Genomic DNA, 16,162 nt, shown 5'->3' with positions numbered 1-16,162 from the left:
TATACCAATCAACTGGACCAATGCACCATTTGCGATATTAAACATCAGCCAGCATTCATGTGTTGATTAACGTGTTGATTTACGTTTAGCGAAATCACTAATACTGCGTTTATTGGCGGTACGACGATTAGCTTGCTTATCGCGCGGCGCTCGCTTACTGTTTTCGCTAATCGGTTTGTCTGTTACCGCAAAACCAGCTAATTCAACTAATGGTAATGCCTGTCCGGTTAATTCTCGAATAGCCTCTAAACTGAGTAATTCAGAATGACCGACTAATGATAATGCCACGCCGCTTAATCCCGCCCGTGCAGTACGTCCAATACGATGAACATATACTGCTGCTTGGGCAGGCAAATCAACATTAATGACTACTGGCAATGCGTCGACATGAATACCGCGCGCTAATACATCGGTTGCGACTAATACAGTAAGTTGTGCCGTTTTGAATTGCTCTAAGGTCTTACTTCGCAGCGCTTGTTCTTTATCACCATGAAGCGCCGCAGCGTTAATACCCGCTTTAATTAACTTTTTACACAATGCATCTGCATCATCTTTAGCATTCACAAACACCAATACTTGCGACCATTGATGTAAAGCAATTAAATGAATCAGCGCTTTGGCTTTGCTGCCTTTATTGACGTGATAGAGAGTTTGATCAATATCAGCCACGGTACTATTTAAAGCATGCGCTTCAATTCGTACGCAAGATGCAGACTGTACCTTTTGAGCTAATGCGACCAAAGATTCGGGTAACGTCGCCGAAAATAATAACCGTTGGCCACTTGGCATTAATGTAATCAGCGCATTAATATCAGCGATAAATCCCATGTCCAGTAATCGGTCTGCTTCATCAAGGACCAAACTCTGCAGATGTTCAAAATCAATAACACCTTGTTGTGCTAATGCGAGTAAACGGCCCGGTGTAGCAACGACGATGTTAACCGGTTGAGCTAAGCGATCAATTTGAAGCTCTATTGCTTCACCGCCACACAGTACCTCTACGCGCAAATTAAGCGATTGTGCCAGTGGCACTAAGTTTTGCGATACTTGTGATGCTAACTCTCTGGTCGGTACGATGATCACGGCAGACAAATGAGCCGTTGGAAGCAGACTAATGCGTTGCAATACAGGCAAACCATAAGCATAGGTTTTACCGCTGCCGGTTTGGGCTAATGCCAACACATCTTGCCCCGCCAATATAGTTGGAATAGCCAGTTGCTGAATACGACTCGGCTGATTCACTGTCGGCGGTAATGCGGCTAATAAACTTGAATCGAGTGATAACGCTGAAAATGACATGTTAACGCCTAATGTTAATAGGTTAAATTGACGATATTCGCCAATAAAAAAGGCTGCTTACCCAAAGTAAACAGCCTTTAACGAGCTCGCTAGATCATCGCGATTAACTGTTTAAATCCTGAAAGAACTTTTTAACGCCATCAAAGAAGCCTTCAGCTTTAGGGCTGTGCTTTTTTGATTCGCCAGTTAACGTTGCTTCAAACTCACGCAATAACTCTTTTTGTTTTTCATTCAAGTTAACCGGTGTTTCCATTACCACTTTACACAGTAAGTCACCTACTGCATGGCTACGGACCGACTTAACCCCTTTGCCGCGTAGGCGGAACATGCGCCCTGTTTGGGTTTCTGTTGGGATTTTAAGGCTAACTTTACCGTCTAATGTCGGTACTTCAATCTCGCCGCCTAATGCTGCTTTACTGAATGAAATAGGTACTTCACAGTAAAGGTTATTGGCGTCACGGGTAAAGATAGCGTGTTCTCGCACACTAACTTGAACGTATAAATCACCTGGTGGAGCACCAAACTCGCCTGCTTCACCTTCGCCAGTAAGACGAATACGATCGCCTGTATCGACACCGGCAGGAATTTTAACTGATAAGGTTTTGCTTTTCTCAACGCGACCTTCACCATGGCACTTGCCGCAAGGATCTTTAATGATTTTACCGCGACCATGACAAGTAGGACACGCTTGCTGAACAGCAAAGAAACCTTGACGCATTTGCACTTGGCCTTGGCCATGACACGTACCACATGTGGTTGCAGATGTGCCTTTTTTAGCGCCACTCCCGTCACATAAATCACAGGCAGCTAAAGTAGGAATTCGCAGTTCTTTGGTTAAGCCGCGTACGGCTTCTTCTAAAGACAATTCAAGGTTGTATCGTAAGTCACTACCGCGCGCAGCTTGACGTTGACCACCACCACGGCGACCACCACCAAAAATATCACCGAATACATCACCAAAGATATCGCCAAAATCACCTTGGCCACCGCCGTGTCCACCACGATTAGGGTCGACGCCAGCATGACCAAATTGATCGTAAGCCGCTTTTTTGTCGCTGTCGGTTAAAATTTCGTACGCTTCTTTAATTTCTTTAAAGTTAGCTTCTGCGGCTTTGTCACCCGGATTACGGTCTGGGTGAAACTTCATCGCTAAGCGTTTGTACGCTTTTTTAATTTCGCGTTCACTGGTGTCACGTCCAACACCGAGAACTTCGTAATAATCACGCTTTGACATAGTGTTCTGTTTCTCGAAGGTGTGAGTAAATTGTTAAACTTAAATTATACAAACGGGCGTTTGAGGATAACCCCAACGCCCGCTTTAACGGTAACTAGCTGAAATTGCTAATTACTTTTTGTCGTCTTTAACTTCTTCGAACTCAGCATCAACAACATCATCAGCAGGCTTTTCTTGGCCAGCATCGTGCGCTTGACCTTCTGCTTCACCTTGAGCTTTAGCTTGAGCAATTTCCATTAACTTAGCAGACGCTTCGATTAGCGCTTGAGTTGCTGTATCAATGGCTTCTTTATCTTTGCCTTTTATGGCAGTTTCTAAAGTTGCGATTGCTGCTTCAATCTTTTCTTTTTCGTCACTAGCTAGTGCATCGCCAGCTTCTTCAACTTGTTTTTTAGTTGAATGAGCTAAACCATCTGCTTGATTACGCGCTTTAACTAACTCTTCAAATTTAGCATCTTCATCAGCATGAGCTTCTGCATCACGTACCATTTGTTCAACTTCTTCATCAGATAAACCTGAAGAGGCTTTGATAGTAATGTTTTGTTTCTTACCTGTTTTCTTGTCTGTTGCAGACACATGTAAGATACCATCAGCATCAATGTCGAACATCACTTCAACCTGTGGTTGGCCACGTGGTGCTGGCTCAATACCTTCAAGGTTAAATTGACCTAATGACTTGTTAGCACTCGCTTGCTTACGTTCACCCTGAAGTACGTGAATAGTCACGGCACTTTGGTTGTCATCAGCTGTTGAGAATACTTGCTGAGCTTTAGTCGGGATAGTGGTGTTCTTCTCGATAAGCTTTGTCATCACACTGCCCATGGTTTCAATACCAAGAGATAGTGGGGTAACGTCAAGTAGAAGTACGTCTTTCACTTCACCAGAAAGTACGCCAGCCTGAATCGCCGCGCCAACAGCAACCGCTTCATCAGGGTTAACATCTTTACGAGGCTCTTTGCCAAAGAAGTTAGTGACTGCTTCTTGTACTTTAGGCATACGAGTCTGGCCACCCACAAGAATCACTTCATTGATATCTGATATTGATAAATCAGCATCAGCTAGTGCAACTTTAAGCGGCTCTAGAGTACGTTGAATTAAATCTTCAACTAATGACTCTAACTTAGCACGAGTAATTTTAACCACTAAATGCTTAGGACCTGATGCATCAGCAGTGATGTAAGGCAAGTTAACTTCAGTGTGGTTAGTACTTGAAAGCTCGATTTTTGCTTTTTCAGCGGCTTCTTTCAAACGTTGCATTGCTAAAGGATCTCTACGAAGATCTAAGCCTTGGTCTTTTTTGAATTCATCAGCTAAATAGTTAATCATACGGTTATCAAAGTCTTCACCACCTAAGTGAGTATCACCATTGGTTGCTAGTACTTCAAATGTTTGGTCGCCATCGTTGCTGTCAATTTCGATGATAGAGATATCGAATGTACCACCACCTAAATCGTATACAGCAACAATGTTGTCGCCTTGTTTCTTGTCGATACCGTATGCAAGTGCAGCAGCAGTAGGTTCGTTGATAATACGCTTAACATCAAGACCTGCGATACGACCAGCATCTTTAGTGGCTTGACGTTGTGAATCGTTAAAGTAAGCAGGAACGGTAATAACCGCTTCAGTCACTTCTTCACCTAAAAAGTCTTCAGCAGTCTTTTTCATCTTTTTCAAGATTTCAGCTGAAACTTGTGGTGGTGCCATTTTGTTACCACGTGACTCAACCCATGCATCACCATTATCAGCTGCGATAATTTTGAATGGCATGATGTTCACATCACGTTGAACTTCGTCATCTTTAAAACGACGACCGATTAAACGCTTGATGGCAAAGAATGTGTTTGTTGGGTTGGTTACAGCCTGACGCTTTGCTGGCTGGCCTACAATAATTTCATCATCGGTATAAGCGATAATTGATGGGGTTGTGCGATCACCCTCTGCGTTTTCAATTACGCGTGCTTTGCCGCCATCAAGGACTGCTACACACGAGTTTGTTGTGCCTAAATCGATACCAATAATTTTGCCCATGGGGTCCTCCGAAATTGACGTTAGTCGTCACAAATATGTTATTTGATGTTGATATGGGGATGAACAACAAGTATTTCAAGCATTTTGTTGCTTAACTTGAGATTCAAAATTAACCACTCATATCAGCCTTGATACCTATATTGGGACAACAAAGTGAATTACAAGGGGATAAGTAAATATTTATCCTGTTTTATGGGTTTTTTTATGCGGGCCATACCAATAAGGTAAGATGGATGAACAATAAATCACAACCACTGCCAAAATAAGCGAAATAGTGAAAAAAACAGTAAAACCAGCCGGAATAGTGCAGTAACAAAGCGTAGACACGTTAATACTTTACCGAAAGTCACCCACTCTAATGATGAGTTAGATTGTAATAGCGATATAATCGTTACTCATACCAGTATTGAGTTTATTAAGCACATCGTTCATTTTCAATCGACATTGGTTTATATCATATTAACCTGCTTGGCATTTCAGCGGTGTTAGTCGTATTTTGCTGTCACACTGCAAACAAAAGCATTAAATAACGCTAATCATTTGATAAAAAATACAACTAGCGTTATAAAAGTATATATAGATGTTTAAAAAAGTACTAAAAATTCAAATGATTGTAGAGGAAGTAAGGCAATGGGACTGCCAAGATGGAATTTCAGTGATAATACCGAACGTAAGATACGCATTGTTACCTTAGCAATTGTTATGGTAATTCTAGTTTATGAAAAGTTTTATGGCGTAAGTACCACACAATATCCAGCTATGTATTTGTGTGTATTTTCACTTATCGCCACTTTTATGACCAATGCAGTACAACGTCGATATTTCACTTATGTGATGGAATACGCGCAAGCATTTAGAATTGTGGCGATATTAATGACTTGTGCCTTTTTTGCAATTTGGTTATTAACCACCTATGAACGTTTGGTTGAGCCAGTAACGCCCAGTCATCTTATTTATAATTTATAGCGCTCTGTTATAGCGTCTCTCAGCACAAACAATAAAGGGCGCTTATTTGCGCCCTTTATTGTTATAAGTACAACAAAATGCATTATTGCCTACAGGTGTAATCACCCCAAGCTAGCCACTTGTATGTGGTCAGTGCATCTAACGCCATTGGACCACGGGCATGTAATTTCTGGGTGCTCACGGCCACTTCAGCGCCAAGACCAAATTGTGAACCATCGGTGAAACGAGTACTGGCATTCACATACACTGCGGCGGAATCAACTTGATTCATAAATTCACTCGCTGTGTGAATGTTATCCGTTAAAATGGCTTCAGAATGTCCTGTAGAATAATGACGGATATGCTCCACGGCTTCGTCAATATCATTAACCACTTTGATCCCTAACGTGAGCGATAACCACTCTGTTGAAAACGATTCATCATGTGCAGGTGTAACATCAAAACCTAACCCATCGAGATAAGGTAAAGTTATTGCACAAGCATGGAAATGAACCCCAAGTGAGTGTAAATGTGAGGCAATATTAGGAATAAATTCGGCAGCAACCTGTTGATGTATTAATAATGTATCTAAGGCATTACACACAGTCGGGCGTTGAACTTTAGCGTTGGCAATTACATCGATTGCACGCACTAAATCGGCTTGTTTATCGACAAATAAATGACAGATGCCAATGCCGCCTAAAATGACAGGAATACTCGATTGCTCAGCACACAATCGCTGCAGGTTTTGTCCACCACGAGGGATAATCATATCAACATATTTGTCGAGTCTTAGTAAGCCACTGACAAGACTCCGCTCTGGTGAATCAATGAGCTGCACGGTATCTTTAGGTAAATCTAAACTCACCAATGCATCACGGATAACTTCACTTAGCACTTTATTTGAGGTTAGGGTTTCTTTACCGCCACGCAAAATCACTGCATTACCGGTCTTTAACGCCAACACGGCAATATCAACGGTGACATTTGGCCGAGCCTCATAAATAACCCCCACCACACCTAATGGGACACTGCGACGAGTTAAGCGTAAGCCGTTATCCAATACCCGACTGTCAGCTTCTTTGCCGACAGGGTCGGCTAGTGCGATGACATTATCAATGTCAGCTATAATTCCGCCTAGCCGCCCTTCGTCCAGCATCAACCTATCGATCATGGCTTCGGTTAAACCACTTTGCTTCGCTGCAATGATATCTTGTGCATTCGCTTGTAAAATATCATTTTTCCGCTGCGCTAAGTGGTCTGCAATCGTAGCTAACAATAAGTTTTTTTGTTTCGCTGTTAAACTCGCTAAAATAAAACTTGCAGCCTTAGCACGTTGCCCTAATTGAGTTAAATATTCTGTTTCTGTGGCTGACATATGTTTATCCTTAATTATCAAGTACGACCATATCATTGCGATGAACCACGGCATCGCCGTAGTTATAGCCCAGTAGACTTTCTATATCATCAGAATGTTTACCGCTAATTTTGGTTAAATCATTGGCGCAATATCGGCTAATGCCTTTAGCCAAAATCTTACCGGTTTGATTCACAATCAGTAAGGTCGCCCCGCGCTCAAAATTGCCTTCAACATCAACAATGCCTTTAGATAATAAACTACGACCATTAGCAACAACGGCAACCGATGCTCCAGCATCTACAACTAATTTACCTTGTGAAGCAGGACCAGCCAAGATCCATTGTTTGCGACTTTCTAATGGATTTTCGATTGCACTAAAATGAGTACCGACAGACTCCCTCGCCGCCACTTTGGCAATAACATCAGGGTGATGACCGGAAGCGATGACAACTTCTATGCCCGCTCGTCGAGCCACATCCGCCGCTTCAAGTTTAGTCGCCATTCCGCCCGTTCCAAGTCCTGACACTGAACCGCCAGCCAATAAACGTAAACTGTCGTCAATATTGACAACTTGTTTAATTAACTGTGCGTCGGGATGGGTGCGTGGGTCGGCATCAAATAAGCCTTTTTGGTCGGTCAGTAAGATAAGTAAATCAGCATCGCAAAGTAAGGCTGCACGGGCTGATAAATTATCATTATCACCCACTTTAATCTCATTGGTTGCAACTGCATCATTTTCATTAATTATCGGGATAATATTATGAGCTAATAATGCATTTAAGGTGTCGCGCGCATTAAGGTAACGTTCACGATCTTGTAAATCAGCACGAGTTAACAATAACTGGCCAACATGCAACCCGTAAATACTGAACAATTGTGACCAAGCCAAAATTAACTGACTTTGACCCACAGCTGCAAGTAACTGTTTATTGGCCATAGTGTCTGGCAACACTGGATATTGTAAATGCTCTCGCCCAGCAGCTATAGCGCCTGATGTACACAATACGACTTCAACGCCTGAACGCATAAGCGAGGCCATTTGCCTGGCTAATTCAACCATATGTGCTTTATCAAGCTTTTTACTGCCCGATGTCAGCACGCTGGTGCCTAACTTAACTACTACGCGGCGATAACCCATTTGTATTACTCAGCTTACAAAAAATATTCAGTTCATTTTTATACCCAATTCACTCGATAATTCATAGTGAAAGCCGCTAATACTGGAATATTTGTCTAGATTAACCATTTTCAGGTTAATAAATAGTTATCAAACAGTCCTTAATTCTGCTAACTCAGTTGCATTGAGCTGCAATAGGGTAGTTATTGGCGCCTTTTTAGAAAAACAAAAAAAGGGCTAATAGCCCTTTTTTATATTGGCTTTAGCCAATTTATTAACTCACTGTACTCATGGACAGCTAATTAACCGTAAATAAACTTGGCAATAAACAATGCGGCCACCACTAAAATACCTGGATTTAAATCTTTAAAACGCCCTGTCATCAATTTGATCGCAGCATAAGAAATAAACCCAAGCCCAATAGCATTGGCAATAGAAAAGGTTAACGGCATTAATAAGCAAGTCACGACAACAGGAGCGGCTTCAGTTAAGTCTTCCCAATCAACATTGACTAGGCCAGACATCATTAAAATAGCAACATAAAACAAGGTTCCAGTTGTGGCATACGCTGGCACCATACCCGCTAATGGCGACACAAATAACGCCGCTAAAAACAGTAATCCAACTACAACGGCAGTTAAACCTGTGCGACCACCTGCACTCACCCCTGCGATACTTTCAATATAGCTAGTGGTAGTTGATGTACCCAATGCAGCACCAGTGATCGTGGCGACGCTGTCTGCGGTTAAGGCACGTTTTACTCGAGGTAAACGGCCTTTTTCATCAAGCAGTCCGCCACGTTGAGCAACAGCGACTAAGGTACCTGATGTATCAAATAAATCGACAAACAAGAAGGCAAAAACCACCGATAACATGCTCACTTCTAATACACTAGACAAGTCCATCTTCATAAATGTCGGTGCAATAGACGGTGGCATTGAAATTAAGCCTTGGTATTGCACATCGCCAAATATCATTCCCAGAACAGTCACAATTAGGATACTGAAAATAACAGCACCCTTTAAGCCACGTTGAACCATAGCAATAATTAAGAAGAAACCTAACGCAGCCATCAATGCAGGAAATGAGGTGATATCGCCCATAGTCACTAATGTTGCAGGGCTAGCCACTACAATACCGGCATTTTTTAAGCCAATTAAGGCTAAAAATAATCCAATACCAGCTGCGATACCAAAACGTAACGACATTGGAATACTGTTGACTATCCACTCGCGGATCCTAACTAAGGATAAAATTAAGAAACACACTCCTGACATAAAGACCGCGCCAAGTGCTGTTTCCCAGCTATAACCCATTTCACCAACAACGGTGTAAGTAAAAAAAGCATTCAGTCCCATACCCGGAGCCAATGCAATCGGGTAATTAGCTAATAACCCCATAACTAAGCAACCGATGGCAGCAGCTAAACATGTGGCAACAAATACTGCACCATGATCCATCCCTGCATCAGCAAGCATCATAGGGTTAACAAAAATGATGTAGGCCATCGTTAAAAAAGTAGTCAGACCGGCCACAGCCTCTTGCTTAAGACTGGTGTTGTTCTGTTTAAGTTTAAATAGTTTTTCTAACATGGAACGGGGTTCCTTGGGCAAAGGTTAACATTGGATTAATGGTTAAATTGCTACAGATGAGGATGCGGTAAGCCTTGTGCTACTGACCATACTCGCTGAGTCGACATCATTACAGAGGGCTTACTTTATTGCGGGGAATTATAAATACTTACGACCTTGATAGCTATCAATAGCCTTTTTGTTGAAAGATTTCAGTTTTTTATATAGCGCACTAATCAATTAGCGACTAACCAATTAGCTACTAACCAATTAGCTACTAACCAATTAGCTTGAATCTAACTAAAAGCTAGCTGAATTTAAGACAAAAAAAAGCCTACTCAATAGAGTAGGCAGACATGTTACAAGCATCCCATATGGGGAAAGGAAAGCTAGCACCACTTAACGTGATGTGGCGATAAATTAATTAATTTACCACCCTGTCTAAAACCGTCAAACGAGACGAACAAAAGGTTGATGGATATTAACACTACGTAAAGAGGGTCAATTCTTAACGTTTCATGGCGAATATACCGCCACGTAAAACTGTTACGTCGGCAAACCAAGTGTTCTGCCAATAAAATTTGCTGTTACCTGTATAAGACATAGTCATGCTCCTGATTAAAGTAAAGTTGTATAAACCTAGTAAAGCTTGGCTCGGTTCCCTGGAACGTACATTTCTCAAATCCATTGAGACAACTTGTCACTCAGATCCTTGGAGGTTATATCCATCCTGGATTAACTAGAGTCGACAAACACATTGCTTGTCGACGAAGTGAATTATACAAAACTGTAATTTAATTACAAGTATTATTTGCTTTAATTCACAAAAACATCATTAAAAGTGATTTAATTACAATTACTTCGTATTAAAACTATGTATAACTATTGTTATCAACATGTAAACTACAAATAAAATCATTATAAAACAAATAATTAGATATGATATGACTACAACCTTGAAAACTGTAATAAAGCAACCAAAGGGCTTGCAGTTGGCTTTCCATACAGAGGATCGCCCTCCACCGCACTACCTGCAATATCAATATGGGTAAATGCCAGCTCTGTTTGAGCTAATCCAGAGGCTTTTATCAAGAAAGCGGCAGGATATTGATGCCCACGAGCCGTAATTGAAGACGGACCATTATTCGATGACACCACATCTGCAGCGCCATTTTTATCGGCAACTTTATCAAAGTCTTCTGGACGTAATCGTGAAACCTCAAATGGTTCACCCCATAACTGACCCACTTCAGCGAGTGTTGCTGCAACCCCTTGTTTTTTAGCCGCGCTATTTTCAACTAATGCAGGGTAACCACCGTAGGCTCGCACAACATGACCGGTTAACGTCGCCACCGAAAATAATTGTGGATTCACTGCGGTTTGAGCCTGTATTCGCAAATGCGATAATAAGTCAGCCAATACTAAGCGACCTTCTGCATCAGTATTACCAATACGGACTCGCACACCTGCGTGGCTAGTAATGATCTCATCTGTGACAAATGCATCACTGCCAATACTGTTTCTTACTAATCCGAGTTCAGCAATGACTTTAATACCTTTAGGTTTCAGTATTGATAGTGCTTTCATTAAACCGGCAACTGCTGCCGCGCCACCTTTATCACGGCTCATACCAGCCATAGAACCTGCAACTTTAATATCAGCGCCGCCTGTGTCGTAAACAACACCTTTGCCAGCAAAGAATAAGGTTTTTGTAATAGGGCCTTCACCAACATATTCAAGCTTTACCACTCGAGGATGATGACGTGCAACATCAAAAGAGCTTCTGCCCACCGCACTGAGTAATGGGTATTGCGCTTTTAACTGCTCGACTTGATCAACCACAGATACAGCCAAACCGCTATCAGCAAAAGCATCAACACAATATTGTGCAAACCCAATAGCCGACATACGCTCAGGTTCTGTACCACAAAGATCGCGCGCCAATACTCGTCCAGATTCTGCCGCATTAATTAACCTATTGTGCGCGGCGGTATTCAATAATCCAATAGCCTCTAAACTCGGTTGCAAAGACTTTGCTTCTCGCGCCTCTAACGGTTGCCAAAGCTCTTGTCCACACGCCAGTGCGGCAACTTGTTCTGCATTGGCAAAGCGATTGTCAGTTACCCTTGGAACAACACGTAAAGGTTTAGTGGCACCTGCGGCTTTAGCAATGGCAATACCTTCTCGAGCGGCTTTGGCAAAAATCCTGACATCGCTATACTGATTGTCGCTATCTGTCACTGGGGAGATAATCAAACGACCACCGGCTAACCCTGGCGCAAAAAGGAGCGTGGCACTTTTACCGACACGGAAATCTATTTGACTAGCGTGTGCAGCAAGCAAACTCACTTCATCTTGTTTGATCTCAGCTAAACTCGTCGCTATCACAACAACAGCGTCCCAACCTTCGCCTTCAAAAATAGCCTCATCACTTGAGACATCAATAATTGGCACTTGGTACGCGGTAACCGCTTTATTCACTTGGGTCATACAAGATCCTTACTCTTTAGGAATATAGATAAATTAGTGGGTTCATAATTATTTACAGATTTGTGGACTAAACCTTGGCAAATCGCTATCGCAATATCAAGTAACTGCGCAGAATATGTTAAAATAATGGCAGTAATATTTTGTGTCGTATATCGACTTGATTTCATCTTAGAGGGCGTTTCGTGACTGCATTAACTCAATTATATCCTCAGCCTCTATGGCAATGGTTTGAACAAATTTGTGCTATTCCACATCCATCAAAACATGAACATGCGTTATCACAACATATTCAACAATGGGCAAAAGCTCAAGGCCTTGCGGTTGTTGAAGACAAAGTGGGTAATTTAATCATCCGTAAGCCTGCTACTGCAGGAATGGAAAACTGCAAAATAGTGGTGTTACAAGCGCACATTGATATGGTGCCGCAAAAAAATGCCGACAAAGTACATAACTTTGAAACCGATCCGATAGAAGCCTATGTAGACGGTGATTGGGTTAAAGCCAAAGGCACAACCTTAGGTTCAGATAACGGTATTGGTATGTCTTCGGCGCTGGCCGTTTTAGGCAGTAAAGACATTAAGCACGGGCCACTCGAAGTGCTGCTCACCATTGATGAAGAAGCCGGCATGACTGGCGCCTTTGGTTTAGAAGCCGGTTACCTTGATGCTGAAATTTTAATTAATACTGATTCAGAGCAAGAAGGTGAAATCTACATGGGTTGCGCCGGCGGTGTTGATGCACAGATAAGTATACCAATGTCTTGGCAAGCACCAGAACAAAGCAACGCCAGCTTTTCACTGACTATGTCGGGTTTAAAAGGCGGCCATTCTGGTGTCAATATTCATCTTGGTCGTGGTAACGCTAACAAGTTATTAGCGCGATTTTTGTTTAAATACAGTGACGAATTAGCCCTAGAGCTGGTCAGCTTTAGTGGTGGTTCGCTGCGTAATGCTATTCCACGTGAAGCTAACGTTCAATTGATGTTGCCAGCTGAAAATGTTGAAGCATTAAAACAAGCTATTGAGTTATTCCAAGCGTTAGTGCGTGAAGAGTTAGCCGTAGCTGACCCATCGATGTTACTCACATTAGCCGCTATTGATGCACCAACAAAAGTCATGGGCGAAGAAGCGCAAAATACCTTAATCGACTTATTACATGCTTGCCCTAACGGCGTAATGCGCATGAGTGATGAAGTGGAGGGTGTGACTGAAACATCACTAAATATAGGCGTGATCAGTACTGAAGATGAAAGCGTAGAAATATTATGCCTTATTCGTTCATTAATCGATTCGGGGCGTGAAGAAGTCACCGGTATGCTAACCGCACTATCAAATCTATCGGGTGCTAGCATTGATTTAAGCGGTGCTTATCCAGGTTGGAAACCAGACACTAGCTCATCTGTTATGGCAATTGTGCGTGACACCTATAACGATATTTATAAAAAAGATCCTACTGTGATGGTTATTCATGCGGGTCTTGAATGTGGTTTATTTAAAGAACCTTATCCACATATGGACATGGTATCGATTGGTCCGACGATTCGCTATCCGCACAGCCCAGATGAAATGGTTAACATCACCACGGTTGGTCAATATTGGGAATTACTGCTAGCTGTATTAGAGCGTATTCCTGCTAAAGAGGCGTAATCAATCAAGTGATTATGGCCAAGATTATAATTGGCGGATAAGCTATAAATCAAAGGCGACAGCAATGTCGCCTTTTTGCTCTCTATGGTTTCCGTTATAAAATGGGCGCCTAAAATTGTAAATCGAGTTGAGTAATTTGATCGGCACTATTCTCGGAAGAAACCAACGTCACATCCGCTAGGCCAACGCTCACACCGAGTAACCGAATCCCTCGCCCTTGGCTTCGTTGTAATGCTTGCAGCAATAATTCATGAAACAGGTTAATTGAAATCTCATCACTGCGATGCTCGATGGTGGTCTGCTTAAAATCATTAAATTTCAGTTTTACAACCTGCTTATGGATCTGTCTATCTTTCGCACTCCGATGAACCCGAGCACTCAGCTCTTGAATAAGCTGTGGTAATACTTGATGACATTGCTCTAACGTAAAAATGTCTTTGGCTAACGTGGTTTCAACCCCTACGGACTTACGCACTCGGTGCGGGCTAATTTGCCTTGAATCGATACCTTGTGCACGCTCAGCCAACACATGGCCAAACTTACCAAAGGCCTCAATTAATTGCACTTTAGGGTATTGTTGCACGTCATAACAAGTGGTTAAGCCAATATCGGCTAACTTTTTTGAAGTGACTTTACCGACGCCAGGAATTTTACTCAGAGGTAGGTCTTTTACAAAATCAGCAATTTGATTTGGGGTGATAACATATTGTCCATTAGGCTTATTTAAATCGGATGCAATTTTGGCTAAAAACTTAATGGGTGCAATACCTGCTGAAGCCGTTAATCCAGTGACCTCATAAATGTCATCACGTATCGCTTTGGCAATTAATGTCGCACTGCCTTGATGAGAATCGCAATCTGTGACATCAAGATAAGCTTCGTCTAAAGACAAGGGTTCGACAAGATCAGTATATCGATGAAAAATCTCACGTATTTGGAGTGACACTGATTTATACACTTCCATCCGTCCAGGCACTAAAATTAACTGCGGACATAACTGCAACGCATGATAACTGGACATAGCACTTCGCACCCCAAATTTGCGGGCTTCATAACTGCAAGTACTTATCACACCACGGCGATCACTTCTGCCGCCAACAGCAATGGGCTTTCCTCTTAACTCAGGAAAATCACGCATTTCTACCGCAGCAAAATAACAATCCATATCGATGTGAATGATTTTACGCATTCTATAACCATTATCATTAACTCAATTACAATGATGGTACTGTATATATAAACAGTATTCAATCGTTGCTTATTATTAATATAATGAATAAATGTGACTCAAGATATTTTTAAATGTCAAAAGCTAGCTTCAAGCCATCCTAAAACGCAATAAAATATTATTCTGAAAAAAAGCTAAATCATCTAGCAAATTATTCAATTTATAAATTGATTGTAGACAACATTCTTATGACTTCAATTCGATTTATTGAGTCATTCTTTCTTTTCAAAAGCAGTACAAAATCATAAGCATTTAACCGTAATTGACTATCTAGCAGTTGAGGGTCACTGCCTTTGCTCAGTAAGTATTCAACTAATTTTTTATCATTGAGTAAGATTGCGGCATGAAGAGGCGGTAGTCCATCAATCTTACTTTTAGTATTAACGGAGGCACCATTGTCGATAAATTTATCTAAATAAACATATCTTTTTTTCTGATTAGAAATGCCAAATAAAAATGCTATACCACCTACAGACTGAAGATCATCTAAGTCTTGTTTCGTTAATCTAAAATTAAACAAATAAAATTCACAGAACGAATTTGGTATGTAATGCGTATTATCTTCGACACTGCATAATACAACATCTTCAACACGGCTATTTTCAAGAGAATAAATAGCACCTAATGAATACATAATAATAGTAAAAGCGCATCCAATTAGTAACTTAAGTTTCATTTTAACTCCATATAACTTTCTTATTTAGGTTAAAAGCTAAAACACCAAAATGTCGACTGTTTGTTTTTGCTATTCCATTTAAATACAACACTAAAACACGACCGAAGCTATATGATAGTTGTTCTCTCACTCTGTCATAGATTTTTATTTGCATTAAGTCTTTAGCTGTTGCATGACTAAACCAATGTTTTGCAGCGCTGCGCCCAAATTTTATTATGACTTTTTTAGCACCATCTTGAGGATTCATTGTTGATCGAAATAAAGAGTCGATAAATCCCATCGCATAAGATGCATCGACAGCCTCAACTAACAAACCTTGAGCAAACTCACGAACTTCATCAGTAATATCTAACTCATCTATAATCGAATGTTGACTGGAAAATATGAACTTTAAAATAATTATAGTTTCATCATTATCAAATATGAGTTCACTACTTTTGAAGTTTCGGCGTTTTTCAAGACAGTTGTCGCCTAAATTGTTAAGCAGCTTCTTTATGTTGCTCTGGATTTAACTCCACAGCGCCTATTGGCTGCCAGTTTCGCTCTTCTTTTGACCATCGCTCTGGAT

At 41.4% G+C, this 16,162-nt stretch carries 12 protein-coding genes; 2 read left to right on the top strand and 10 right to left on the bottom strand.

Features of this window, described 5'->3' with window-relative positions:
- Positions 1–66: 66 nt before the first annotated feature.
- The 3 genes from H5125_RS03855 to dnaK form a co-directional block, all read right to left on the bottom strand.
- The gene (locus H5125_RS03855; protein ID WP_182743600.1) at positions 67–1,299 is read right to left on the bottom strand and encodes a DEAD/DEAH box helicase; all 1,233 of its coding nucleotides are present in this window, start codon (positions 1,297–1,299) and stop codon (positions 67–69) included.
- Between the two features lie 103 nt (positions 1,300–1,402).
- Positions 1,403–2,533, bottom strand: a complete 1,131-nt coding sequence (dnaJ, locus tag H5125_RS03850) for a molecular chaperone DnaJ (protein WP_182743599.1) — start codon at positions 2,531–2,533, stop codon at positions 1,403–1,405.
- Positions 2,534–2,644: 111 nt separating this feature from the next.
- The gene (gene dnaK, locus H5125_RS03845) at positions 2,645–4,561 is read right to left on the bottom strand and encodes a molecular chaperone DnaK (RefSeq protein WP_101085774.1); all 1,917 of its coding nucleotides are present in this window, start codon (positions 4,559–4,561) and stop codon (positions 2,645–2,647) included.
- Positions 4,562–5,191: 630 nt separating this feature from the next.
- Here dnaK and H5125_RS03840 point away from each other — a divergent pair.
- Positions 5,192–5,527: a hypothetical protein gene (locus tag H5125_RS03840; RefSeq protein ID WP_101085776.1), complete on the top strand. Its 336-nt coding sequence runs from the start codon at positions 5,192–5,194 to the stop codon at positions 5,525–5,527.
- Between the two features lie 82 nt (positions 5,528–5,609).
- Here H5125_RS03840 and H5125_RS03835 read toward each other — a convergent pair whose 3' ends face one another.
- From H5125_RS03835 to H5125_RS03820, 4 genes are all read right to left on the bottom strand, one after another.
- Positions 5,610–6,884 (bottom strand): glutamate-5-semialdehyde dehydrogenase, encoded by a 1,275-nt coding sequence (locus H5125_RS03835; protein ID WP_182743598.1) that lies wholly within the window; start codon positions 6,882–6,884, stop codon positions 5,610–5,612.
- A 10-nt stretch (positions 6,885–6,894) separates the two neighbouring features.
- Positions 6,895–8,004, bottom strand: coding sequence for a glutamate 5-kinase (proB, locus tag H5125_RS03830; RefSeq protein WP_162022517.1), 1,110 nt, complete (start codon positions 8,002–8,004; stop codon positions 6,895–6,897).
- Positions 8,005–8,285: 281 nt separating this feature from the next.
- Complete coding sequence (locus H5125_RS03825) at positions 8,286–9,575, bottom strand: NCS2 family permease (RefSeq protein ID WP_101085784.1); 1,290 nt, start codon at positions 9,573–9,575, stop codon at positions 8,286–8,288.
- A 927-nt stretch (positions 9,576–10,502) separates the two neighbouring features.
- Positions 10,503–12,044 (bottom strand): leucyl aminopeptidase family protein, encoded by a 1,542-nt coding sequence (locus tag H5125_RS03820; RefSeq protein ID WP_182743597.1) that lies wholly within the window; start codon positions 12,042–12,044, stop codon positions 10,503–10,505.
- Between the two features lie 182 nt (positions 12,045–12,226).
- Here H5125_RS03820 and H5125_RS03815 point away from each other — a divergent pair, with 182 nt between their 5' ends.
- Entirely contained in the window at positions 12,227–13,690 is a 1,464-nt protein-coding gene (locus H5125_RS03815) for an aminoacyl-histidine dipeptidase (protein ID WP_182743596.1), read from the top strand.
- Positions 13,691–13,799: 109 nt separating this feature from the next.
- Here H5125_RS03815 and dinB read toward each other — a convergent pair whose 3' ends face one another.
- From dinB to H5125_RS22135, 3 genes are all read right to left on the bottom strand, one after another.
- The gene (dinB, locus tag H5125_RS03810; protein ID WP_182743595.1) at positions 13,800–14,879 is read right to left on the bottom strand and encodes a DNA polymerase IV; all 1,080 of its coding nucleotides are present in this window, start codon (positions 14,877–14,879) and stop codon (positions 13,800–13,802) included.
- A 199-nt stretch (positions 14,880–15,078) separates the two neighbouring features.
- Positions 15,079–15,594 (bottom strand): ankyrin repeat domain-containing protein, encoded by a 516-nt coding sequence (locus tag H5125_RS03805; protein ID WP_182743594.1) that lies wholly within the window; start codon positions 15,592–15,594, stop codon positions 15,079–15,081.
- A 1-nt stretch (position 15,595) separates the two neighbouring features.
- Entirely contained in the window at positions 15,596–15,841 is a 246-nt protein-coding gene (locus H5125_RS22135; RefSeq protein WP_259395392.1) for a hypothetical protein, read from the bottom strand.
- Positions 15,842–16,162 lie beyond the last annotated feature (321 nt).

It is taken from the genome of Shewanella sp. SR44-4, assembly GCF_014163715.1.
In the GTDB taxonomy this organism is placed as follows: domain Bacteria; phylum Pseudomonadota; class Gammaproteobacteria; order Enterobacterales; family Shewanellaceae; genus Shewanella.
Note: the sequence above shows the minus strand (reverse complement) of the source record. Positions and strands in the feature narration are given on the sequence as shown.